Source organism: Sphingomonas sp. (genome assembly GCF_030145815.1).
GTDB lineage: Bacteria > Pseudomonadota > Alphaproteobacteria > Sphingomonadales > Sphingomonadaceae > Sphingomonas.
This window is the reverse complement of the sequence record NZ_JAIXHL010000015.1, coordinates 15505-37962: the sequence shown is the minus strand read 5'-3', so window position 1 is coordinate 37962 and position 22458 is coordinate 15505. Positions and strand designations below refer to the sequence as shown.

At 63.8% G+C, this 22458-nt stretch carries 21 protein-coding genes; 14 read left to right on the top strand and 7 right to left on the bottom strand.

What is annotated here, in order from left to right; all coding sequences use genetic code 11:
* Positions 1-60: 60 nt before the first annotated feature.
* The 4 genes from KYX69_RS14295 to KYX69_RS14280 form a co-directional block, all read right to left on the bottom strand.
* Positions 61-1686, bottom strand: a complete 1626-nt coding sequence (locus KYX69_RS14295; RefSeq protein WP_300498473.1) for an AMP-binding protein — start codon at positions 1684-1686, stop codon at positions 61-63.
* 19 nt (positions 1687-1705) lie between these two features.
* Positions 1706-2881: a thiolase family protein gene (locus KYX69_RS14290; RefSeq protein ID WP_126003402.1), complete on the bottom strand. Its 1176-nt coding sequence runs from the start codon at positions 2879-2881 to the stop codon at positions 1706-1708.
* Between the two features lie 95 nt (positions 2882-2976).
* Positions 2977-4188, bottom strand: a complete 1212-nt coding sequence (locus KYX69_RS14285; RefSeq protein WP_206431312.1) for a CaiB/BaiF CoA-transferase family protein — start codon at positions 4186-4188, stop codon at positions 2977-2979.
* 36 nt (positions 4189-4224) lie between these two features.
* Positions 4225-5097: an IclR family transcriptional regulator gene (locus tag KYX69_RS14280; protein ID WP_300498472.1), complete on the bottom strand. Its 873-nt coding sequence runs from the start codon at positions 5095-5097 to the stop codon at positions 4225-4227.
* Positions 5098-5295: 198 nt separating this feature from the next.
* On the opposite strand from KYX69_RS14280, the gene KYX69_RS14275 reads away from it, so the two are divergent.
* From KYX69_RS14275 to KYX69_RS14240, 8 genes are all read left to right on the top strand, one after another.
* Entirely contained in the window at positions 5296-6126 is an 831-nt protein-coding gene (locus KYX69_RS14275; protein WP_126003400.1) for a metal-dependent hydrolase, read from the top strand.
* A 98-nt stretch (positions 6127-6224) separates the two neighbouring features.
* On the top strand, positions 6225-6938 hold the full coding sequence (locus KYX69_RS14270) for an SDR family oxidoreductase (protein ID WP_300498470.1): 714 nt from the start codon (positions 6225-6227) through the stop codon (positions 6936-6938).
* Positions 6935-7735: an enoyl-CoA hydratase-related protein gene (locus KYX69_RS14265; RefSeq protein ID WP_126003398.1), complete on the top strand. Its 801-nt coding sequence runs from the start codon at positions 6935-6937 to the stop codon at positions 7733-7735. The genes KYX69_RS14270 and KYX69_RS14265 overlap by 4 nt, the downstream gene beginning before the upstream one ends.
* Positions 7735-8502 carry an SDR family oxidoreductase gene (locus tag KYX69_RS14260; RefSeq protein WP_126003397.1) on the top strand — a complete coding sequence of 256 codons (768 nt, stop codon included), beginning with the start codon at positions 7735-7737 and terminating at the stop codon, positions 8500-8502. The genes KYX69_RS14265 and KYX69_RS14260 overlap by 1 nt, the downstream gene beginning before the upstream one ends.
* A gap of 111 nt (positions 8503-8613) precedes the next feature.
* A complete protein-coding gene (locus KYX69_RS14255) occupies positions 8614-9387 on the top strand; it encodes an SDR family NAD(P)-dependent oxidoreductase (protein ID WP_206431311.1) in 774 nt (257 codons plus the stop codon).
* Between the two features lie 4 nt (positions 9388-9391).
* Positions 9392-10552 (top strand): acyl-CoA dehydrogenase family protein, encoded by a 1161-nt coding sequence (locus KYX69_RS14250; protein WP_126003396.1) that lies wholly within the window; start codon positions 9392-9394, stop codon positions 10550-10552.
* Entirely contained in the window at positions 10549-11538 is a 990-nt protein-coding gene (locus KYX69_RS14245; RefSeq protein ID WP_300498465.1) for an acyl-CoA dehydrogenase, read from the top strand. Before KYX69_RS14250 ends, KYX69_RS14245 begins: the two co-directional genes overlap by 4 nt.
* Position 11539: 1 nt before the next feature.
* The gene (locus KYX69_RS14240) at positions 11540-12064 is read left to right on the top strand and encodes a nuclear transport factor 2 family protein (protein WP_300498463.1); all 525 of its coding nucleotides are present in this window, start codon (positions 11540-11542) and stop codon (positions 12062-12064) included.
* 4 nt (positions 12065-12068) lie between these two features.
* Here the strand turns inward: KYX69_RS14240 and KYX69_RS14235 are convergent, their stop codons facing one another.
* Together KYX69_RS14235 and KYX69_RS14230 are read right to left on the bottom strand one after the other, a co-directional pair.
* On the bottom strand, positions 12069-13121 hold the full coding sequence (locus KYX69_RS14235) for a hypothetical protein (protein ID WP_126003393.1): 1053 nt from the start codon (positions 13119-13121) through the stop codon (positions 12069-12071).
* Between the two features lie 3 nt (positions 13122-13124).
* The gene (locus tag KYX69_RS14230) at positions 13125-13733 is read right to left on the bottom strand and encodes a UGSC family (seleno)protein (RefSeq protein ID WP_300498461.1); all 609 of its coding nucleotides are present in this window, start codon (positions 13731-13733) and stop codon (positions 13125-13127) included.
* Positions 13734-13847: 114 nt separating this feature from the next.
* Here KYX69_RS14230 and KYX69_RS14225 point away from each other — a divergent pair, with 114 nt between their 5' ends.
* From KYX69_RS14225 to KYX69_RS14210, 4 genes are all read left to right on the top strand, one after another.
* Positions 13848-14699 carry an amidohydrolase gene (locus KYX69_RS14225; RefSeq protein ID WP_300498459.1) on the top strand — a complete coding sequence of 284 codons (852 nt, stop codon included), beginning with the start codon at positions 13848-13850 and terminating at the stop codon, positions 14697-14699.
* Positions 14696-15244: a glutathione peroxidase gene (locus KYX69_RS14220; protein WP_126003390.1), complete on the top strand. Its 549-nt coding sequence runs from the start codon at positions 14696-14698 to the stop codon at positions 15242-15244. Before KYX69_RS14225 ends, KYX69_RS14220 begins: the two co-directional genes overlap by 4 nt.
* Positions 15245-15334: 90 nt before the next feature.
* The gene (locus KYX69_RS14215; RefSeq protein WP_300498456.1) at positions 15335-16672 is read left to right on the top strand and encodes an MFS transporter; all 1338 of its coding nucleotides are present in this window, start codon (positions 15335-15337) and stop codon (positions 16670-16672) included.
* Positions 16669-17409 (top strand): SDR family NAD(P)-dependent oxidoreductase, encoded by a 741-nt coding sequence (locus KYX69_RS14210; RefSeq protein ID WP_126003388.1) that lies wholly within the window; start codon positions 16669-16671, stop codon positions 17407-17409. The genes KYX69_RS14215 and KYX69_RS14210 overlap by 4 nt, the downstream gene beginning before the upstream one ends.
* Here the strand turns inward: KYX69_RS14210 and KYX69_RS14205 are convergent, their stop codons facing one another.
* Positions 17410-18948 carry an acyl-CoA synthetase gene (locus KYX69_RS14205; protein ID WP_126003387.1) on the bottom strand — a complete coding sequence of 513 codons (1539 nt, stop codon included), beginning with the start codon at positions 18946-18948 and terminating at the stop codon, positions 17410-17412.
* A gap of 133 nt (positions 18949-19081) precedes the next feature.
* Between KYX69_RS14205 and KYX69_RS14200 the strand changes: the two genes are divergently transcribed.
* Together KYX69_RS14200 and KYX69_RS14195 are read left to right on the top strand one after the other, a co-directional pair.
* Positions 19082-19897 carry a metal-dependent hydrolase gene (locus tag KYX69_RS14200; RefSeq protein ID WP_300498453.1) on the top strand — a complete coding sequence of 272 codons (816 nt, stop codon included), beginning with the start codon at positions 19082-19084 and terminating at the stop codon, positions 19895-19897.
* 170 nt (positions 19898-20067) lie between these two features.
* The gene (locus tag KYX69_RS14195; protein ID WP_300498450.1) at positions 20068-22383 is read left to right on the top strand and encodes a TonB-dependent receptor; all 2316 of its coding nucleotides are present in this window, start codon (positions 20068-20070) and stop codon (positions 22381-22383) included.
* Positions 22384-22458 lie beyond the last annotated feature (75 nt).

Here is a 22458-nt window from a genome sequence, read left to right as displayed (position 1 = left end):
CTGACATGCTGTTGGTTTTCTGACTACAACAATCCGCACCCTGCGTAAAGGCGGTTCAGCTCAGCGCTTGACCAGTTCGACCGATGAGGTTTCGCGGTCCCAGGTCGCCTCGGTGATCCCCTGATCGCGCAGCTCATATTTGAGCACACGCCCGACGGGGTTCTTGGGCAGTGCCGCGCGGAACTCGATAAAGCGCGGCACCGCGAAATAGGGCAGGTTTTCAACCGACCAGCGGCACAGTTCTTCCTCAGTCAGCGCCGCCCCCTCGACAAGGACGATCGTCGCCTTCACATCGTCCTCCAGGTCGGCGAGCACGGCATGGACGGCGACTTCCTGGATAGCGGGATGCAGGCTGAACACCCCCTCCACTTCCATCGACGAGATATTCTCGCCGCGGCGGCGCAGATAGTCCTTCTTCCGGTCGAGGAAGTAGAACCAGCCGTCAGCGTCGAACTTGCCGATGTCGCCGGTGTGGAACCAGAAGTTCTTGAGCACCTTCATCGTCTCGGCGGGCCGGCCCCAATAGCCCTCGAACATCACATGGGGCTTTTTCGGGCGGACCAGGATTTCGCCGGGCGTGTCGGCCGCAACCTCGGCGTCGTCATCGTCGACGATCATCACCTCGAAATCGTCATTGTGGGTGCCGGAGCTTGCGGTGGGGCGCGGCACGGTCATGTCGACGCTGGTGACGATCGCGCATTCGGTCAGGCCATAGCCAACGGGCGCATGGACATGTTTGGGCGCAAAGCGTTCGCGCCAGATCGTCTGCAGCTCTTCAGGAAACGGCGCGCCCCCTGCCACGCGCAGCTTGCCCTTGTAACGCAGCGAGGCGGGGTTGTCGGGCGCCTCGGCCACGAACCGCACCATCGACGAGAGGATATGGGTGACGGTCGCGCCGACCCGCTCCAGCTCGTCCCAAAAGCGCGACACCGAGAAGCGCGGATAGATCGCGCATTTCCCGCCCACCATCATCGACGACAGGACGGTCGCGGAATATTGGTTCATGTGGAAGCCGGGCAACGGCGTCCACACGACATCATCCCCGTCATAGTGAAGGCAGGTCGCAAGCTGTCGCGCCTGATTGCACAGATAGTTCTGGCTGATCATGCAGCCCTTGGAGGGGCCGGTGGTGCCGGCGGTGTAGACCAGCATCGCAAGATCGCCGGGCTTGCTCTCATGGCCCGTGGGTTCCTCGGTCGGGACCAGCACATCGGCGAGCATACGCATCTCGAGCTTGTTCGCCGCCATGCCTTCCGGCAGCTCGCCCTTGATCAGCAGCACCCGGGCGTCGGGCAGGCCGCCCTCGATCGCGATCAGCCGCTCGACATATTCCTTTTCGGCGACCAGCACAGCGGCCCGAGAATCCGCGACCTGGTGGCGCAGATACTCGCCCTTATAGGCGGTATTGAGCGGGACATGGACCGCGCCGATCTTTGCGCAGGCGAACAGCAGCAGCAGCTGTTCGACGCAGTTGTCGAGGATCGATATCACGCATTCGCCGGCACGCGCGCCCGATGCCCGCAAGGCATGGGCAAGGCTCGTACTCTGCGCGTCGAGGAAACCAAGCGTGTATTTCTCGCCCGAATAATCCACGAACTCCCAGTTGGGGCCGCGCTTCGCCAAGGCGCTCCGCAGCACTTCGACCGTAGTCGTCTGCGTGCCGGGGGACCAGTTGGGGTTCGTCATGATCATCCTCTCATCTTGTTCAGTCGCGCACCAGCAGCATCGCGCCCGCCATCGGACCGCCGCCATTGGTGACCGCTGCAACCTTGGGATCTCCGGCAACCTGCCGTGCCCCGCCCTGCCCGCGAAGCTGGACCACAGCTTCGTGAATGAAACCAAAGCCATGGGTGCGCCCACCGGACAATTGCCCGCCATGCGGATTGAGCGGCAGCGCGCCGTCACGCGCGATTCGGCTGCCGCCTTCGACAAAGGCGCCGCCCTCGCCGATCCCGCAAAACCCCATTGCCTCGAGCCAGGTCAATGCGAGGAAACTGAAGCCATCGTAGAGCAGCGCGACATCGACATCCGCAGGCTTCAAGTCGGTTCGCGACCACAGCATCCGCGCCGCATCATGTGCCGCCATGCGCGGCATTTCCGCCTGGTCCCAGGCGGCGCGGCCATGGATACCGCCACCCACCGAGTCGATGCGCACGACCGGCTTGCTGCGGTCCGCCACCGCATCCGCTGCGGAGAGCAGGATCACAGTCGAGGCATCAGTCGGTGCATCGCAATCGAGCAGCCCGAACGGCGTGCTGATCATCCGCGCCGACAGATAATCGTCCATCGTCATCGGATCGCGGAACAGCGCCTTGGGATTGTCCATCGCGCCGCGCCGCGCGTTGAGTGCAATCGCGCCAAGGTGCTCGCGCCGGGTCCCGTACAGATGAAAATGGCGCTGCGCATATTGCGACAACCAGTTGGTCGCCGAGATCGCGTCATAGGGGAAAATATACTGAAATTCGCCGTCGAGCCGAACGCGTTGCGTGCGGACTTCGGCATTCTCCTTCCACGACGCCCCGCCCGACCCTTCCTTGACGGTACGGAAACACAAGACGTGCCGCGCCAACCCCGCCTTGATCGCAGCATAGGCATTGATGATGGAACCAAGCTGCGCCGACCCTTCCATCGCCCCGGCAAACCAGTTCAGTTTGAAATCGAGCGCTTCCTTGAGATCCATCGTGCCGACTGGGGAGAACGGGATCGCATCGGGCCGGCGGCCCGGAAAGGTCGACATGCCGTCGATGTCGGCGACAGTCAGCCCGGCGTCGGCGATCGCCTCAAGCGCCGCGTCCACGGTCAGCTCGAGGCCCGACTGCGCCAGCTTTCGCCCGACCGCAGACTGTCCGATGCCAGTGATGACGACGTCGATTCCCGCCATGTTCATCCTTCTCCTGCCCGCGGCATAGCTGACATTGTGTCAGCTTTCCAAAGCTGCGTGTGCAACTGTCTGTTTCATCACATACGTGACCGCGTTCAGGCGATAACGCCCCTCTCGAGGAGCGCCTCGATCTCGTCGGTTCGATAGCCGAGCTCTGCCAGCACGGTCCGGCTGTGCTGGCCCAGCATCGGCGGGGCGACCGGCGAGACAACCGGCGTACGGCCAAGCTTGAGCGGGGAAGCAACGAGCTTCACCTCGCCCGCGCTGGGATGCGCGACCGTGGCGACCATATCGCGCGCAGTCGCTTCCGGCGCGGCGAGCGCTTCCCCAACCTGACGCACCGCGCCGGTCGGTACGCCGACCGATCGCAGACCCGCCAACCACCATTCGGTCGTGTGCTCGCGCATCAGCGGCATGATCTCCGCGAGCAGCGCATCGCGATTGGCGACGCGCGAACCATTCTTCGCGAACCGTTCATCCGTCGCGAGATCGGGCCGGTCGAGCAGACGGGTTGCGAAGGCCGTGAACTGCGCATCATTGCCGACCGCGACCACTACCTGTCCGTCGAGGGTATCGAACAATTGATAGGGCACGACCGTCGGATGACCGTTCCCATAGCGGCGCGGCTCGGTGCCGGCGACAAGCGCGGCACTGCCGACATTGGCCAGCATCGCAAGCTGGCAATCATAGAGCGCCATGTCGAGATGCTGCCCGACCCCATCGCGATCGGCGGCGATCAGCGCCGCCAGGATCGCCTGCGCCGCCGCCATGCCGGTGAAGAGATCGGCAACAGCCACCCCGACCTTCATCGGCTCGCCATCGACCGGGCCGGTGACCGACATCAACCCGCCCTCGGCCTGGATCACATAGTCATAGCCCGGCCGCTCCGCGATGGGCGAGCGCCGCCCATAGCCCGAGATCGAGCAATAGACGATGCGCGGGTTGATCTCGGCGATCGATGAATAACCGAGGCCGAACTTCTCCAGCCCGCCAAGCTTGTAATTCTCGACCAGCACATCGGCCCGCGCTGCCAGGTCGCGCACGATGCGCTGCCCTTCTGGCTTCGAGATATCGAGCGCGATGCTGCGCTTGTTGCGATTGGCGCACAGATAATAGGCCGATTCGCCACCAGTATAGGGCGGCCCCCAATGGCGCGTGTCGTCACCGCCGCGCGGATGCTCGACCTTGGTGACCTCGGCACCCAGGTCCGCGAGCACCATCGTGCACCAGGGGCCGGCCAGCACACGCGACAAGTCAAGGACGCGGCGCCCGGCAAGGGGTGCCGCGCCCTTGTTCATGTTCGTCATTCGATCCCCCGATTGGTCAGATTGGCACGCAGCGCATCACGCAGTTTGCAGGCTCGGCATGACAATGCGCGATGGTTCCCGGTTGGGCATCTGCACGACGTTGCGGCTGCCGCGGCCGAAACGCGCGTCGATCTGTTCCATCAGAGCCTTGGACAGCTCCTCCTCCCGCCCGCGCATCACCTCGCTGATGCCGCCGATGCCGACGATCATGCGCTGCTGGCCGCTGATCCGGGGCAGCGGCGCGGCGACGATGCCGCCGCCGCGGGTTACCATGTCGCAGGTGAAGGCATAGCCCTTGCGCCGGATCACGGCGATCTCCTCGAGCAGGTCGCGAATCTTGACCAGAGCTTCGCCATCCTGCGCTTCGGCATTGATCCGCATCACCAGCCGGGTGATCTCAGAATCGGTCATGGTGCTGAGCAACGCATAGCCCGCGCCCGATGCGGCGAGCGGCCGCACGGTCCCAAGCGTCATGTGCAGTCGCGCCGGACTGGTCGCCTGGATCACATGGATATACTGGATATGCAGACCGTTGCGGACAGCAAGGACGATGGTGTCACCCGTCTGCTCGTTCAGCTCCTTCATCATGGAGATGATGGCGCCCTCTGCAAAAAACTGCGAGTTCACCCAGCTACCAAGGAGTGCGACGCGGCTCGAAGTGATGTAGGTGCGCGCCATTGGATCATAATTGAGGTAACCGAGGCTCACCAGACTGCGAAGGAGCGCGGAGGTGCTGGACTGGGGATAGCCAAGCGCATCGGCGATCTCCATCACCGTCGACTGGCGTTGCAAATCGTCAAAATATTCAAGGATTTCAAGCACTCGACCGGCAGATTTGACGGTCTTGTTCTCAATCGGCGCGCGAACCAGAATACGGTCTCGCGACGGGGCCGAACGGCGACGTGCCATCGGTTCTCTCCTAATTTCGGCGCTGCTGACGAGCGCTTGCGATCCATCGGCAACCGCAAGCTGCCTCAATCACATCCGTGCTGTCCATAGCAGACGGATCACATATGTGATATGCCGCCCCCTCCTCCCCGAAAAGCCGACAATATGTTATTTTCTGGCCATGGCGGATTTTAGAACCGCCGCATCCGGAGAGGCACGATGCAGGTACGCTTTCCCAAATGGGATTTCTCGAAAGTCCGGGCGCATTGGGCGCCGCATCGCGAATTCGCGCAGATGCAGAACGCGGCATCGACCGTCCCGGCCTATATCGAACCCTATCTGGTCAAGGTGATGCTGCAAGCGCAGGCAGCGCTGCCCACCAGACATGAGAAACTCCACAAGGATCTGGCGATCTTCATCAAGCAGGAGATGCAGCATTGCCGGCAGCATCTGCTGTTCAACAAGGCGCTGCGCGCTGACGGTTATGAAGGCATGCTGGCGATCGAGAAGGAATATGAGGCGGATTACGATCGCTTCCTGAAGACCAAATCGCTGCGCTTCAATGTCGCCTATTCGGAGGGATTCGAGGCGGTCAGCTCCGTCGCGGTCGACAATTTCTTCGAGGATTTCGCGCCATTCCTTGATGGCGCGGATGCCGAGGCGGTCGAAATGTGGAAATGGCATCTGGCCGAGGAATATGAGCATCGCGAGGTGGCGCACGACGTCTATCACGCATTGTTCGGTCGCGGACCGATCGCCTATCTCTATCGTATCTGGGCGTTCTTCTACGCGGTGAAACATATCCGCGGGCATGTGCGCAAAGTGCAGACCTATCTGCTCGAGAAGGACCGCGAGGGCATGAGCGCGGAGGAACGCGCCGCCTCGATCGCGCGGCAGCAGCATGTGCAGCAGGTCACCGGCCGGCACGCCAAGGCGCATCTCAAGCGCATCCTGTCGCCCTTCTACAAGCCCGCCGACCGGTTGCCGCCGCAGGGCCTTCAGGAAGTCCTGGATCGCTACGCCCGCAAGCCGGCTGCCGCGACAGCCTAGGCTATTCCAGCCATCCCAGCACGGATGTGTTGATCATCGGCACCACGGTGTCAGCGCGCGACACCGCGGCTAGGATCGTGCCCGGAAGGAACAGCAAAATGGCAGCCAAGCGGCTTCTCGTCCTCGGCGCTTGCGGGGACATCGGACAGGGCATCGTCCGCGGCGCGCACGCACGAGGCTTCCGGCTTGTCGCCGGGGACCGAAACGCCGAGCGCCTTGTTCGCTATGAGGACGGTTCGGGCATCGCCACCGTGGTCGGCGATCTCGGCTCGGTCGAGGCTGCGATCGCATTGTGGGAGGCGGCGCAGGCGCCGTTTGGGGGCATCGATGCAGTCGCCATCGCGGTCAATGCGCCCAATGCGACAAAGCCCCTGCTCGAATGGTCGAGCGCCGAAATGGCGGAGGTCTATGCGACCAATTTGCTGACCCATTTCCATGCGATCAAGGCGATGCTCCCGCAGCTGCCGCGAGACGGGATGCTGATCGGGATCGGCGGCGGCACGGCGGACTTTATCCTCCCCAAAATGGCGCAGCTTTCGATGCTCCAGGCGGCACAACGGATGATGTACCGCGGCTTCGCCAGGGAATATCGCGACGGTGCGCAGATACGTGAGCTCATGCTGATCAGCATGATCAATGGCGAGCGCAAGCGCGATATCGCCGAACCGCATTGGGTGATGGACACCGAGGTCGGCGAGCATGTCTGCGCGATCATCGAGGATCCCGAAACCTTCGCCGGACCGATCCTGAGACTGGAATCACGCGACCAGATCGGCAAACCCGAAACGGCGCTCGAAAGGGCCTTTGCATGAGCGGCCCCGTCCTCAAGGCCGAGCGTGAGGGGCCGATCCTGATCCTGACGATCGACGATCCCGCGACGCGCAACGCGCTGAGCCCCGAGCTGACGCGCGCGCTGGTTGCCGCCTGCGCCGAAGCCAATGCGGACATGAGCGTCAGCTGCGTGATCTTGACGGGCGCAGGCGACGTGTTCTGCGCGGGCGGCAACATCAAGGACATGTATGCCCGCGCCAATCACTTCGCAGGTAATGCGGCGGAAATCCGCCGGACCTATCAGGCCGGCGTGCAGACGATCGCGCGCGCGCTGTATGACCTCGAAGTCCCCTCGATCGCAGCGGTCAATGGCGCGGCGATGGGCGCGGGGATGGACTTCGCCACGATGTGCACCATGCGCATCGCGTCGGAACGGGCAAAGTTCGCGGAGAGCTTCATCAAGCTCGGCCTGACTTCGGCGGCCGGCGGGGCATGGTTCCTCAATCGCGCGATCGGCGCATCAGCGGCGGCGGAACTGGCGCTTACCGGCGACACGATCGATGCTGCACGTGCGCTCGAGATCGGACTTGTCCGTGGCGTGGTGCCGCACGCCGCGCTGCTCGACGAAGCCAAGGCACTTGCGAAGCGGATCGCCCGGCATCCCGCCCATTCGATCCGGCTCAATACGCGATTGCTGCGCGAATCGGCGCGGCTCGATCTATCCGCTGCACTGGAGATCGCATCGGCGATGCAGGCCGTCGTTCAACAAACTGAAGATCAGCATGAGGCGGTCGCGGCTGCGGTGGAGAAACGCCCGCCTGCCTATAAGGGCAAGTGATGGATCCGCTCGCGGTGTATCGGCTGGACGACCGGCTCGCTGTCGTGACCGGGGCGGCATCTGGCATCGGGCTCGAAACGGCACGCTTCTATGTCGCGATGGGCGCAACGGTCGTGATGGCCGACATCGATGGAAAGATGCTGGCCGCACGCGCAGCCGAGATCGGCAAGCGCGCGCATGCATTTGCTGCCGACCTGTCCGCTCCCCAGGCGCTCGAACGGCTGGCCCGGTTCGCCGCGTCCATCGCCCCGATCGATATCTGGGCGAACGTCGCTGGGACGGCGGGCCTGTTCGATCTGGTCGATGCCGAGCCGGATGCCTATGCGCGCATCGTGCGGATCAACATGGACGGCACCTATTGGGGCTGCGCAGCCGCCGCGCGCGCAATGGGGACGCGAGGCGGCACGATCATCAACGTGTCGTCCAACGCCGCGGACCAACCGATGGCGGGCCTGTCGGTCTATGCGATGACCAAAGCCGCGGTGAATATGCTGACACGCAGCCTGGCGGTCGAACTCGGGCCGAAGCAGATACGCGTCAATGCTGTCGCGCCCGGCTTCGTCCTGACCGGGATGACCGGCCAGGCACGAATGACAGCGGAAAAACTCGGGGAAACGCTCCGCCGCAACGCTGCCCGCTCGCCGATCGGCGCGACCGGCGAGCCTGCCGACATCGCCCATGCCATGCTTTACCTCGCCTCCGATGCCAGCCGCTATGTCACCGGTCAGATCCTGCGGGTGAATGGTGGCGCGACCATGCCCGGATAAGCGTTCATGACGCTGTTTCAGCATCCCCGTGATGCTTGCCCTGCGCCGGTTGCCCCCTGAGCGTGCCGCGTCATACCGGATCGCGAGACTTAGATTTCGGGGAATAATTTCGTGACCAATCCAATGAACCTGTCAGGCCGCGCCATCCTGATCACGGGAGCCGCACAGGGGATCGGGCTTGCGACCGCACAGCTTTGCGCTGCGCTCGACGCCAATGTCATCTTGCTCGATCGCAGCGAAGAACAACTCGACGCGGCGTTGACATCGTTCGATTCGAGTAAGGCGATGAAGATCGCCGGCAGCGTCACGGATCGCGCGTTCGTGAAACAGGCTGTGGCGGAGGCCGCTGCGCGCTTCGGCGGTATCCATGGCCTGGTCAACAATGCGGGCATCACCCGCACTGCGATGATCGACAAGATGACCGCCGATGACTGGCAGGCGGTGATCGACGTCAACCTGACCGGCGCGTTCAACATGCTTCAGGCGGTCGGCATGGACATGATCGCTCGCGCCAAGAGCGGGGAGAGCGATCCCGGCGCCATCGTCAACATCTCGTCGGATGCGGGCCGCAAGGGCACGATCGGCCAGATCAACTATGGCGCGGCCAAGTCCGGTGTACTGGGCCTGACCATGTCGGCCGCACGTGAATGGGGCCGCTACGGGATCCGCACCAACTCGGTCGCCTACGGAGTCGTCGAAACGGCGATGACCGAGACGGTGCGCAGCGAAAAGTTCCGCGATCGCTATCTCGCCAATATTCCGCTCGGCCGGTTCCTGACCAAGGAGGAGGCGGCCAATTCCATCGCCTTCCTGCTATCTCCCGCCGCCGCCTTCATCACCGGACAGCATCTGTCGGTGAACGGCGGTTCGCACATCACGGCCTGAGCCTATGTCCGCGACCGCGCTCCATCTGGATCTGCCCGAACTCCCCGAAGCCGCCGAGACGCTGCGTGCGCAGGTCCGCGCTTTCGTCGCCCGCGAACGCGCGGAAGGACATTTGCCGCCGCCGGAAAGGATCGGCCTCGGCTTCGATATCGAAACCACCAAGCGGATCGCGGCACAGGGGTGGATCGGCCTCACCTGGCCCAGGCAATATGGCGGCGGCGAGCGAACCGCGCTCGAACGCTATGTGATGAACGAGGAGCTGCTCGCCGCCGCGCTCCCCGTCGGCGCGCATTGGGTAGCGGACCGGCAAAGTGGTCCGGTTCTGCTAAAGTTCGGAAACGACGCGCAGAAAGACTTCTATCTGCCCCGGATCGCTGCGGGTGACTGCTATTTCTGCATCGGGATGAGCGAGCCGGAATCGGGGTCGGACCTCGCCTCGCTCAAGGCGCGCGCGGAAAAGGTCGCGGGCGGCTGGCGCATCAACGGGCGCAAGATCTGGACCACCAATGCGCACCGCGTTCACTACATGATCACGCTCGTTCGTACCTCGACGGTCGAGGGTTCGCGCCATGCCGGTCTCAGCCAGCTGATCGTCGATCTCAAGACGCCGGGCGTCACCATCAGTCCGATCATCTCGATGGCGGGCGAACATGACTTCAACGAGGTGCTGCTTGAGGACGTGTTCGTCCCGGACGACGCATTGATCGGGCAGGAAGGCAATGGCTGGAACCAGGTCTCGGCCGAACTCGCCTATGAACGATCCGGACCCGAACGGTGGCTGTCAAGCTTCCGGCTGGTCTCCGAACTGATCGACATTCTCGGCCCGGACGCCCAGCCGGCGAGCCTTGAGGAACTGGGGCGGCTGCTCTCGCATCTCCTGTCGCTGCGCCAGCTTTCAATGTCGGTCGCCAGCATGATCCAGCGCGGATTGTCTCCCAATCTCGAGGCCTCGATCGTCAAGGACCTCGGCACCAAGTTCGAGCAGGAGGCGGTGCGCGTCGTGCGCAACCTCGTCGCCTCAGAAGATCTGACCGCCAATGGCCGCAATGCGCGGCTCAGGCGCCTGCTGAGCCATGCGCAGGTCTATGCGCCCGCTTTCACCATTCGTGGTGGTACCAACGAGATTTTGCGCGGAATCATCGCGCGAGGGATTGGCCTGAGATGAGCGAGAACCGCGCATTCTTCCGCGAAACGGTCGAGCAGATCCTTGCCGACACGCTCGATCAGAGCAGGATCGAGGCGAGCGAACGGCGCATGCTGCCGGCGGCGCTCTACAAGGCACTGGAGGAGAATGGCGTCACCCGAATGCTGGTACCCGAGGGCAAGGGCGGGATCGGCGCGGATATCGGCGATTCCTTTGCGATCCTGCGCGCCATGGGTGCCGCGGCTGCACCCGGACCGATTGTCGAAACGATGCTGGGCAACAAGCTGCTGGCCGAGGCCGGACTTGAACCCGCAGACGGGTTGATCGCGCTTGCCTTTGCCGACGATGGCGCGGCCGTGCTGCATGCGGTGCCCTGGGGCGGCGGCGTCGATCATGTGCTGGCGGTCACCCCGTCCGGAATTTCGCTGAGCGCCTCGGCAAGTTGGGAAATGGAAGCTGCGCTCGATGCGGCGGACGAGCCGCGCGACACGCTGAGAGGGTCACTCGGCGCGATCGTCGCGCTCGACACGTCCGCCACGTTGCGCACCGCCGCCATTCTGCGCGCAGGGCAGATGTTGGGGGCGATCGAATGGACGCTGGCACGCAGCATCGATTATGCGGGTGAGCGCAAGCAGTTCGGCCGTGAAATCTCGAAATTCCAGGTGATCCAGCAGATGCTGGCCGAACTCGCCGCGCACATGCTCGCATCCGCGGGTATTGCTGAAGCAGCGGCGGACGCGGGCAGGGAAACGCTCATCGCTGCCGCTCGCTCGCGGCTGGGCGATGCCGCCGACGCCGCGATCGGCATCGGCCATCAGGTCCATGGCGCGATGGGGTTCAGCAAGGAATATGCGCTCAACCACCGCACGCGCCGGCTGATGGCCTGGCGAGACGATTTCGGCAGCGTCCAGTTCTGGCGGCGCCGCCTCGCCGGCGGGTTCGTGACCTGCAGCCGCGAGGAATTCTGGCCGGCGATCGCCGATACCGGCAACCGGCGCGCAGCCTAGAATGCGCGACTGGTCGCCCCAACGCATCGTCGACCGGTTGCAGATCGAGGAGCAGCTCTATCTCTATTGCCGCGCGATCGACCGGATCGACATGGCTCTGCTCGCGACGGTATTCCACCCCGACGCAATCATCGACAAGGGCGATGGTGCGGTGCCGGTGGCGGATTTCATCGCGACGGTCGCGGCGCGCCACCCCGGCGTTCCCCGTGCGTCGCATATGGTGGCCAATCACCTGATCGAATTCACCGCGGCCGACACCGCATTCGTCGAAAGCTGGTGCCTCGCCGTCGAGCAGCATAGGGGTACCCCGGCGGTCGATCGTATCTACCGTGTCCGCTATGGCGACAGCTTCACGCGGCGCGACGGCGGCTGGCGGATCGCGCATCGCAGCTTCGCTGTCGATCATGTGCTGAACGCGCCGGTCGACCCCGCGCTGATCCTTGACATGGGCGGCCGCTATGAAGGGCAGCGCGACCTCGACGATGTGATCGAACGGCTGCGGCGGGGCGCTCCGGCGCAGCCCTGACCGGTCAATCCAGTTCGATCGCCCTGGTCACCGACTTGGTCAGGCCAAAGCTCGGCATTGCCATGCTGTGCTTGCCGACGCCGCCTGCCACATAGAGGAGGTAATCCTCCGGGCGCGACACCAGCGGCACGAACGGATCACTCACCGAGTCACGGTTGAACGGCGCCATGGCGTCGTAATTGTCGCGGGTGATCCCGACCAGTCGGGACAGGGTGTTGCCCGCATTCGCGAACAGATACTCCTGAACCTCGCGCAGGCCGATGCCGTCGCGCGCGATCGTATCGGCATGTTCGGGGCCGATGCAGATCGCGACCTCGCCATGTCCAAGGTAGCTATTGTTATGGCCCAGCGTCGAGATCGTGCTGACGAAGGTCTTGAGGATGCCTTCTCCGTCCTCGCTGGTATGATTATTGATCTCATGGGGCGCTTCGGAGCCGTGAACGGTGACGGTGCTCACTCCGGGGTCGAACCCTCGGCGGACGTGCAGCGGCTCCCAGGGCGATGCCATCTCGTTTTCGCCCATGCAGAAGGAGAATTTGGCGGGCGTGCCGTGCGTTGCGCGGTCGCCATTTCCCGGTGATCCTCCGGCGATATTGATAAGGATCAGGCGGATCGCCCGTCCGATGGTCGCATTGGCACGCCAGCCCGGCCCCATGCAGTTATAGCCCGAGTTGATGCGCAGCCGCTCGACCGCGGGACCATTGACGACCAGCATCGGCGTGACAGGATGGGTGGTGGCGTTGATGCCATAGAGATTGAATTCGTCCTCCAGCATTGCCTCGCACGCGGCAATCAGCACGGGCAGATATTCAGGACGGCAACCTGCCATGACTGCGTTGACCGCGATCTTCTCGATCGTCGCCTTGCCGTAACCCGGCCCCATCGCGCCAAGCGACTGGCCAGCATCGCGGCGTGTCCCGGCCAGCATCCGCGCCACCCGCGCTTCGGTCGGCGGGATCACGGGCAGCCCGTCGGTCACGCCCAGCTGATAGAGCGCCTCGTTCGCCGCCTCGAAGTCGAGATCGTCGGCCAGGTCGAGATAGCGGTCGTCGGTCATGGATCAGATCTCGCAGAACATGTTGCTACGCGCGAAATTGTTGCTCTCGCCGATATAGCGGTCGGTATAGTCGCTCTCGAGCTGCGCCGCGCTGCCGGTCAGGACCCGCACCACCTGTTCGATCATTCCGTGCGCACGTTCGACAACGATTTCTGCTGCGATATCGCCCATCGGGTGGGGCACCATCACGATTGGAAGTCCGGGCAGGCCCAGTGCGATCGCCTCCTGCTGCCCGAGCACCACGAACGCGTCGCTGTTGATGGTCGTCGTCGGCACGCCGCGCTTTTCCAGCGTTACGCCATCATGGATGCACCAGGACGTGCACGAGCCGCAGTCGCCATAAGCGTTGATCACTGCGTCGCACGCTGCCAGCGCGTCCAGCGTCGCCGCGGGAGCGCCCGGCGACGAGCTGATCTTACGGTAGGCGCGTACCTCCGCCACGCCATGGTCGCGCTGCAGGATTTCGCCTGCCGCCTTGAGCAGCAGCCCCGCATTCTTCTTGGTGTTGTCGAGCAGGCCGATCCTCTTGCCGTTCAGCGTATCGAGCCGCGGGGCGATGGGATGGCGCTCGACGCTGTTCGTGCCGATGGGACTGAGCAGGCGGCCGGTCATGCACTCTCTCCTTCGCGGGCGACGATTCTCCGTCCATCTTCCTGGATCAAGCAACCGGGCGTTTGATCACACAGGTGATGGGCCGGATCGCTGCTGCGATGCTATCGCCGGCACATGATCGTCGATGCGCAGATCCATATCTGGGGAAAGGATTGTCCCGAGCGTCCATGGCCGCGCGCCGGCGCGAATGGCCGGACCGCTCGGGCCCAGCGCGACAATCCTATGACCGCAGCCGAGGCGGTGTCGGCGATGGACGCAGCATGCGTCACCCGCGCAATCCTTGTCCCGCCTTCCTGGGAAGGCGAGCGCAACGACCTCGTTCTCGCCGCCGCCGCGGCGCACCCGGACCGCTTCGCGGTGATGGGGCGTCTCCCGCCCGATCTGCGTTCGCTGGCCCGGTGGCGGCATCAGCCCGGCATGTTGGGCGCCCGGATCATCCTGGGTGCCGAGACTGTCGATCACTGGCTTTGGGCCGAAGCGCAGGCGCAGAATGTCCCGCTCATGATCGCCCCTGCCGGCAAGGTGCCGCTGCTCGCCCGTATCGCGCGTGAATATCCCGCGCTGCGGCTGATCATCGATCATATGGGTGCGCGGGTTCACGAGACCGGCGCAACGGCGTTCGCGCAGGTTGAGGAGGTGATCGCGATGGCCGCGCTGCCCAATGTTGCGATCAAGGCGACCTGCCTGCCCGGCTACAGCGCGGCGGGCCATCCCTGGCCCGACGTCACCCCCTATCTGCGCCGGCTGTTCGACGCCTTTGGCGCCGAACGGACCTTCTGGGGATCGGACCTCAGCCGCCTGCCCTGCCCCTATCCGACGCTGGTGCGCTTCTTCCACGAGGAGCTGCCCTGGCTCAAAGGACAGGCGCGCGATCTGGTCATGGGCGGCGCAATCCTGCGCTGGCTGGATTGGAACCAGCACCGCTCACATCCGCCAACGAACGGCAAAGGAATTGCGTCGCCATGACGAAGCTTCAGGACATCCCGGTAAGAACGATCGACGGCCGCGAGACGCGGCTCGCCGAACATGCCGGCAAGGCGCTGCTGATCGTCAACACCGCCTCCAAATGCGGCCTGACCTCGCAATATGAAGGGCTCGAGGCGCTGTACCGCGCCTATCGCGACCGGGGGTTCGAAGTGCTGGGGTTTCCCTCCAACGATTTCCGCGGGCAGGAGCCGGGAACAGATGCCGAGATCGCCGACTTCTGCCGGTCCGCCTACGCCGTCGATTTCCCGATGTTCGCCAAGATGGTCGTGGCCGGCCCGGACAAGCACCCGCTCTATGCTGCTCTGATCGAAGCGCAGCCTGCCGCCGTCAGCACTAGCGGCGGCGCGATGCGTGCCAAGCTGGAGAGCCACGGCATCGCGGTGAACCCAGCACCCGAAGTGCAATGGAATTTCGAGAAGTTCGTGGTCGCTCCGGACGGTAGCGTCACCGCCCGGTTCGCACCCGATACGCTGCCCGCCGACCCGGCGATCCTCGCAGCGATCGAAGAACAACTTCCGCGCTGATCGAGCATAGATGTGCGCAATCGGCGCGCGGGCGTGACCGGCGCCTGGGCTTGACCCATCATGCCCAAAGCAAGGAAATGAGGTCAGGGGATGAGGACAGTCGACACGGTTGGTGCGGAAACCGACGTCCCATCGGCGGTTTCGCCGCGTATCGCCTGGTTCAGCGTGACGATCCTGCTGCTCGTCGCGATCATGTCGTATCTCGACCGGCAGATCATCTCGCTGATGGTCGAACCGATCAAGGCCAGCCTCGGCGTCAGCGATTTCGAGATCGGACTGCTCCAGGGCGTGGCGTTCGGCCTGTTCTATGCCGTGTTCGGCTTGCCGATCGGATGGCTCGTCGATCGCTATTCGCGGCGCAAGATCATCTATTTCGGCATGACCCTGTGGTCGCTGGCGGCCGGCGCTTGCGGGCTCGCTTCCACCTACACCCATCTGCTTCTGGCTCGTTTCGGCGTAGGTGTCGGGGAGGCGTCGCTATCGCCCGCCGCCTATTCGATGATCGCCGACCTGTTTCCGCCCAGACGCCTGGCCCTGGCGCTGGGCGTGTTCGCAACGGGATCGTCGATCGGTGGCGCGCTCGCCTATATGGCAGGGGGCGCGTTGATCGCGAAGTTCGAGGCGATGGGTGCCATGGCATTGCCCGGTGTCGGCGTGCTGGAGCCGTGGCAGCTGGTCTTCCTCGTCACCGGGCTGCCCGGCGTCGGCATCGCCGCCCTGATGTTCCTCGTTCCCGAGCCGGTTCGCCGGCACCGCAAGCTCGACCTTGACGCTCCCGATCGGGGCGTGATGCACTTCCTCCTCGCCAACCGCCGCTATTTCATCTGTCACTTCCTCGGCTTCGGGCTGGTTGCGGTCATGGCCTATGGCACTGCGGCCTGGGCACCGGCGATGCTGATGCGCCGCTACGGCCTCGGTGTTGCGGAGGTCGGCATCATTCTCGGCACCGTCGGCGCGGTCAGCGGCATTCCCGGTTTCATCTTCGGCGGCTGGTTCGTCGATCGCTGGTTCGCGCGCGGCCAGCGCGACGCGCATCTGCGATACTTCGTCTATGCCTGCCTGATCGGCGTCGCGATGGCGATCATCGCCTTCCAGCTTGCCGATGGCATCCTCTGGCTATTCATCCCCGCCTATGCGCTGCTCCATTTTCTCCAGCCTTTCACCGGCCCGGCCGTCGCGCACCTCCAGATCGTGACGCCCAACGAATATCGCGGGCGCATATCCGCGCTGTTCGTGCTGGTGTTCAACCTGATGGGCATGTGCCTTGGCCCCCCCTCGGTCGCGTTCATCACCACCTTCGTGCTGCACGATCCGATGCAGGTCCATTGGTCGCTGACGATCATGTATGTGGTTGTGGGTCTGTGTGCGGCCGCCCTGTTCAGGCTGGCACTGGCACCTGCGCGGCGGGCGGCAGAGGCCGTGGCATGAAGCTGGCCGGGCGACGGATCCTGATCACCGGCGCGGCCTCCGGCATCGGTCGCGCGACGGCCGAATTATTTGCTCGCGAAGGCGCGGCGCTGGCGCTGCTGGATCGCCGCGACGACCTCTTGCGATCGGCAGCCCAGGCAACCGCTGGAACGGCAATGCTCGCCGATCTGGCGGACGAAGCTCAATTGCTCGCGGCCGTAGCGAAGGCGGCGCAGGCGATGGGCGGAATCGACGGCATCGTGAACAGTGCGGGCATCGCCGGATCGCAGCCGCTCGACGCGCTCGATCGCGAAAGCTGGGACCGGTTCGTCGCGATCAACCTGACCGCGCCCTATCTGATCTGTCGCGCGGCCTTACCCCATTTGCAGGTCACCGGGAACGCGACGATCGTCAATATCGCCTCGGGGCAGGCGCTGTTGCCCAACGCGCCGGGCATCGCTGCCTATGCTGCGACCAAGGCGGGGCTTGTCGCCTTCACCAAGGCACTGGGCGCGGAGCTCGCACCGGGGATCCGTGCCAATGTCATCGCCCCGGGTATCGTCGATACGCCGATGGTTCAGGGCGTGCTTGGTGGCTATGCCAGCCCGGACGACGCGCCATTCGTCCAGCAATATGCCATGAAGCGGGTCGCGCGCCCGTCCGAGCTGGCCGAGGCGATCCTGTTCCTGAGCAGCGAAGCGTCCTCCTATGTCACCGGCACGGTTCTGGCAGTCGATGGCGGCCGCACCTTCCACTGATCAGATGCGGATCTTCGCATCGTTCCAGTAGCGCGCGCGCAAGTCGCGCTTGAGCAGCTTGCCATTGGGCATGCGCGGCAGCGCCTCGACAAAATCTACGCTGCGCGGGCATTTGTATTTGGCCAGCTTCGACTGGCAGTGCGCCACCAGTTCGGCCGCCAGTTCAGTCGATGCCGACTGTCCCGCCGCCAGCTGCACCACTGCCTTCACCTCTTCGCCATATTCGGGATGCGGCACACCGATCACCGCGACATCCTCGATCGCGGGATGGACGGCGAGCACATTTTCCGCCTCCTGCGGGTAGATGTTCACCCCGCCGGCGATGATCATGTTGGTCTTGCGGTCGGTGAGGTAGAGATAGCCCTCCTCGTCCAGATACCCCATATCGCCGATCGTCGTCCAACCGTTGCGGTCATGCGCTTCCGCGGTCTTGGCCGGATCATTGTGATATTCGAACACCGTCCAGTCCGACGCGAAATAGATCACGCCCACCTCGCCGGCCGGCAGCACCGCGCCATCCTCCCCGACGATCCGGACATCGGGCGAGCGCCCCACCGAACCGGGATGTGCCAGCCATTCCTGCGGCGTGATCGCGGTCAGGCCATTGCCTTCGGTCGCGGCGTAGAATTCGTAGAGCACCGGCCCCCACCAGTCGATCATTGCCCGCTTGGTATCCTGCGGACAGGGCGCCGCGGTGTGGACCGCATGCGTGATGCTGCTGATGTCATAGCGGTCGCGATCCGGCGTCTTGAGCATGCGGATCATCATCGTCGGCACCAACCAGGCCTTGTTCACCCGGTATTTCTCGATCGCCTCGAGCGCCTCGAGCGGATCGAAGTCGCGCATCAGCACGACCGTTCCGCCCGACCGGTGGGTCGACATCGCGAAGTTGAGCGGCCCGGCATGGTATAATGGCGAGGGGTTGAGGCAGACCGTATCCGCGTCCCAGGCATAGAGGCCGCGAAGCATCTGGTCGCCCGCGCCAAGCTGGCCGAACGTCGCGCCCGTGATACGGCGCTTGATCCCCTTGGGTCGCCCGGATGTGCCGGACGAATAGATCATCGAGGAGCCTTCGAGCGACGCATAGTCGGCAGCCGCTGGCGGGTTGCCGTTTTCGGGCGCAAACCCGGAGGGACCACCGCAATCGCACAGCCAGATCGCCACATCGGCACAGGTCTCGGCCACCCCCGTCAGCACGTCGCGCCTTGCCTCACTCGACAGGATCGCGCGTGCGCCGCAGTCCTGCACGATATAGCTGACCTCGTCGGCGGTCAGATGCCAGTTGACCGGCGTGTAATAGAGGCCGGCGCGCTGCGCGGCCCAGGCCGCGACCAGAAAGTCCGCGCGATTTTCCATCAGGATCGCGACATGGTCCTCGGCCTTGATGCCCTGTGCCGCGAGCTGGCCGGCCAGCGCATGCGAACGCGCCTCGAGTTCGGCATAGGTCAGCAGCGTGCCCGCGCCCGCCATGATCACCGCAGGCCGGTCGGGCGTCTCATTTGCATGGTGCGCGAGATGCGGCAGCGTGGCTTTGCTCATGAATTCCTCTCCGGCTTTGCGCTACCCTTTGCCGCATCTCGTACAGGAACAAGAGATAAGGCCGCTCCATCACCCATATGCTGAATGACGCGGCGATATGTGCGCGCGGGCAAGGCTGGCCTATCCCGCCGCGATGACCCCACGATATCCCAAGATGGAATTCGGCTCGGTCGATCCGCACTGGTCGCGCAACAGCGAACTGGCGCAGCATTGCAATGCGGCGTCGATCGTACCCTCGCACATCGAGCCCTATCTTGTCCGGGTGATGCTCAAGGCTCAGCCCAGCGTGGCACGTCACGACCCGCAACTCTCGCGCGACATCGAGGTCTTCAACAAGCAGGAAGTCGAGCATTGCAAGCGCCACAATGCTTTCAACAAGATGCTGCGCGAAAAGGGCTATCCCGGCCTGATCGATTTCGAGAAGCGGCTCGCGGCAGAATACAGGGACTGGCTCGAGAACCGGTCCCTGCGCTTCAACCTCGCTTATTCGGAAGGCTTCGAGGCGATTGGATCGAGCAATGCGGAAACCTTCTTTCAGGTCCTTCCGCTGCTTGAACGTAGCGCCGACCCAGCTGCGCTCGAGCTCTGGAAATGGCATCTGGCCGAAGAGTTCGAGCACCGGCACGTCTGTTTCGATGTCTATCACACGCTTTACGGGCGCGGTCCCCTTGCCTGGCTCTATCGCTGTTGGGGCTATCTCTACGCTTATCGCCACCTGACCCGCTTCATGGACAGCGTGGCCGATTATCTGATCGCGATCGACCGGGAAGGCATGTCGGAGGCGCAGCGGGAGAAGTCGAGGATCAGGGTTGCGAGCCACCGCAAGATGACCCGCAAGCGCGACCTGAAACAGATGCTCACCGTGCTGTCACCCTTCTACAACCCGTCTCGCAAACAGCCTTCAGCGGCCATGACTGCCTATCTCACATCGCTCGCCCCGCCGGGCTGAACCAGCCACCGCAGCATATCCGTGATCGTTCGGCTCAAGGAAGGAATTGACGTTTCGTCACATTGAACGGCGCGGCAGGATGCCGGCACGTCCGGCGGGTTCGGTAATTTGGCTCAGCCGGACGGACAGCAAAACAAAGCAAAACAAAACATCATGGGGAGGAACGTCGCATGACCCGCTTCACACGAATCCTGTTGGCACCGCTCGTCATGGGCATCGCCGCGGGCACGGCACCGGCATTTGCCCAGACCAGCGTGCCTGACGCCCAGGTCGATCCGCAGCTCGAGCGCGGCACGCCGGAGATCGTCGTCACTGCGCGCCGTCGCGAGGAACGGCTGCAGGACGTACCGCTCGCGGTGACCGCACTCACCTCGGATTCGCTGGTCGAAGCGAACATCGTCACGGTCGCAGATTTGCCCCAGAAGGTGCCAGGCCTCACGATCCAGCCCTCGGCATTCGGCTCAAACGTGCTGCAGGTCGCGATCCGCGGCCAGCGCCAGTTCGATCCCTATATTACCAAGGATCCGGCGGTGGCGGTATATTTTGCCGATGTCGTACAGAACCGTCCGCAGGGACTGAACTCCGCCTTTTTCGACGTAGCATCGGTTCAGGTGCTGAAGGGGCCGCAGGGGACGCTGTTCGGCCGCAACACCACCGGCGGCGCGATGCTGATCACGCCGCAGGCGCCGACCGATCGTTTCGAGGGCTATGTCGTCGGCGGCTACGGCAACTACGATGCCTGGCGGCTCGAAGGCGCAGTGAACGTCCCGCTGGCAGACTGGGCCAAGCTGCGCGTCGCCGGATCGCTCCAGCGTCGCGACGGGTTCACCAACAATGTCACCACCGGCCAGCAACTCGATGACGAGCACAAGGACAATTGGCGGGTGTCGCTGACCCTGTCACCGGCGGATGGTATCGAGAACCGGACGGTTGTCAGCGGATTCCGCGCCGACGAAAACGGCATCGGCTATAAGCTGCTCGGCCGGCTTCCGGGGATCGGGTTTGGTTCCGCCCCCAACGTGGTCGCCGAACTCGACCGGGTGAACGCGCTGCCGTTTCACAGTACGACCAGCGACCTTGTCCTCGAGACGAAGATCAAGACCTTCTCGGTCTCGAACGTGACCGAGATCGACATCGCCCAAGGGGTCACGCTCAAGAACATCGCGGGTTATCGCTTCGTAAGTTCCAGCATCCCGTTCGATCTTGACGGCTCGAGCCTGACATTCACCGATGCAGCCGGCAGCATCATTCCCTATTTCCCGTCGCGTGAAGACATGACGGTGCGGCAATATAGCGATGAGCTTCAGTTGCTTGGCACGATCTTCGGCGGCAGCCTCGACTATATCCTGGGAGGCTTCTATTTCCTCGAGCGCGGCAGCGACCGCCAGCAGACCGGCGGCCAGGGCGGTGTCTCCGCCGGCGGCATCTATCAGGGCGACCGCGTGACCTTCGCCGACCCGGTCCGCAATCAAAGCTATTCGGCCTTTGCCCAGTTCACCTGGCGCCCGGCCTTCGCGCCCGGGCTTTCGCTCACCGCGGGCGGACGGCAGACCCATGATCTTCGCCAACTCACAACACGCAACATCGTCAGCAATGGCAGCTGTCGGCTGGTCAATGGCGCCGGCGTGCCGTTGAACCCGTGCATGACCTCTTATTCAAAGAGCTATGACAAGTTCACCTATTCGCTCACCGCGGACTATAAGATCGCACGCGGCGTACTGGTCTATCTCGCCCATCGCACCGGCTATCGCACGGGTGGGTTCAACATTTCCGCGACGACGCCGGCCCAGTTCACGCCGTTCCTGCCCGAGGACGTGACCGACTATGAAATCGGCATGAAGACCGATTTCCGCATGGGTACCGGCAGCGGACGGTTGAACATTGCCGCCTATACCCAGGACTATCGCAACATCCAGCGCAACCAGGGGTCGCTCATCAACGGGGTCTTCACCCAGACGATCGTCAATGCGGCGGAAGCGACGATCAAGGGCTTCGAGGTCGAGCTGCAGCTTCAACCGGTCGATTTCATCGATTTCGGCGTCAATATCGCCCATGTCGATGCAGCCTATCGCCGCTGGATCGCCAACGGCGTCGATCTTTCCGGCTCGCAATTTGCCGGAACGCCGGAATGGACGATCGGCGCCAATTTCGGGCTGCGTATACCGCTCGGCAATGCCGGAGAGCTCGCGCCGCGGGTCGATCTCTACCATCAGACAAAGACCAACATGTCCGACAATAACTGGGTCGCGGCGCAACAGCGCGTGTCCCCGACGTCGATCATGCGGGACTATACGCTGGTGAACGCGCGGGTCGACCTGCGCGATATCGGCGGCAGCCGCATCAGCGCCAGCCTGTGGGCCAAGAATCTGCTCAACGCCGAATATATCGCAAGCGGCACCGAGCTGGCCAATACAGGCCTTGGCTACACGGCAGGGTTTGTCGGTGCGCCACGCACCTATGGCTTCGAGGTCCGGTTCGAGTTCTGAAGGGATAGGCGTCGAACAGAAAGGGGAGCCGGTTTCGACCGGCTCCCCTTTTTCGTTGCCGATGGGAGGCGAGGT

Bases quoted from the DNA above. Each gene is read 5' to 3' on its own strand.
- KYX69_RS14295 (WP_300498473.1), bottom strand. From the start codon at position 1,686: ATGACGAACCCCAACTGGTCCCCCGGCACGCAGACGACTACGGTCGAA.
- KYX69_RS14290 (WP_126003402.1), bottom strand. From the start codon at position 2,881: ATGGCGGGAATCGACGTCGTCATCACTGGCATCGGACAGTCTGCGGTC.
- KYX69_RS14285 (WP_206431312.1), bottom strand. From the start codon at position 4,188: ATGACGAACATGAACAAGGGCGCGGCACCCCTTGCCGGGCGCCGCGTC.
- KYX69_RS14280 (WP_300498472.1), bottom strand. From the start codon at position 5,097: ATGGCACGTCGCCGTTCGGCCCCGTCGCGAGACCGTATTCTGGTTCGC.
- KYX69_RS14275 (WP_126003400.1), top strand. From the start codon at position 5,296: ATGCAGGTACGCTTTCCCAAATGGGATTTCTCGAAAGTCCGGGCGCAT.
- KYX69_RS14270 (WP_300498470.1), top strand. From the start codon at position 6,225: ATGGCAGCCAAGCGGCTTCTCGTCCTCGGCGCTTGCGGGGACATCGGA.
- KYX69_RS14265 (WP_126003398.1), top strand. From the start codon at position 6,935: ATGAGCGGCCCCGTCCTCAAGGCCGAGCGTGAGGGGCCGATCCTGATC.
- KYX69_RS14260 (WP_126003397.1), top strand. From the start codon at position 7,735: ATGGATCCGCTCGCGGTGTATCGGCTGGACGACCGGCTCGCTGTCGTG.
- KYX69_RS14250 (WP_126003396.1), top strand. From the start codon at position 9,392: ATGTCCGCGACCGCGCTCCATCTGGATCTGCCCGAACTCCCCGAAGCC.
- KYX69_RS14245 (WP_300498465.1), top strand. From the start codon at position 10,549: ATGAGCGAGAACCGCGCATTCTTCCGCGAAACGGTCGAGCAGATCCTT.
- KYX69_RS14240 (WP_300498463.1), top strand. From the start codon at position 11,540: ATGCGCGACTGGTCGCCCCAACGCATCGTCGACCGGTTGCAGATCGAG.
- KYX69_RS14235 (WP_126003393.1), bottom strand. From the start codon at position 13,121: ATGACCGACGACCGCTATCTCGACCTGGCCGACGATCTCGACTTCGAG.
- KYX69_RS14230 (WP_300498461.1), bottom strand. From the start codon at position 13,733: ATGACCGGCCGCCTGCTCAGTCCCATCGGCACGAACAGCGTCGAGCGC.
- KYX69_RS14225 (WP_300498459.1), top strand. From the start codon at position 13,848: ATGATCGTCGATGCGCAGATCCATATCTGGGGAAAGGATTGTCCCGAG.
- KYX69_RS14220 (WP_126003390.1), top strand. From the start codon at position 14,696: ATGACGAAGCTTCAGGACATCCCGGTAAGAACGATCGACGGCCGCGAG.
- KYX69_RS14215 (WP_300498456.1), top strand. From the start codon at position 15,335: ATGAGGACAGTCGACACGGTTGGTGCGGAAACCGACGTCCCATCGGCG.
- KYX69_RS14210 (WP_126003388.1), top strand. From the start codon at position 16,669: ATGAAGCTGGCCGGGCGACGGATCCTGATCACCGGCGCGGCCTCCGGC.
- KYX69_RS14205 (WP_126003387.1), bottom strand. From the start codon at position 18,948: ATGAGCAAAGCCACGCTGCCGCATCTCGCGCACCATGCAAATGAGACG.
- KYX69_RS14200 (WP_300498453.1), top strand. From the start codon at position 19,082: ATGACCCCACGATATCCCAAGATGGAATTCGGCTCGGTCGATCCGCAC.
- KYX69_RS14195 (WP_300498450.1), top strand. From the start codon at position 20,068: ATGACCCGCTTCACACGAATCCTGTTGGCACCGCTCGTCATGGGCATC.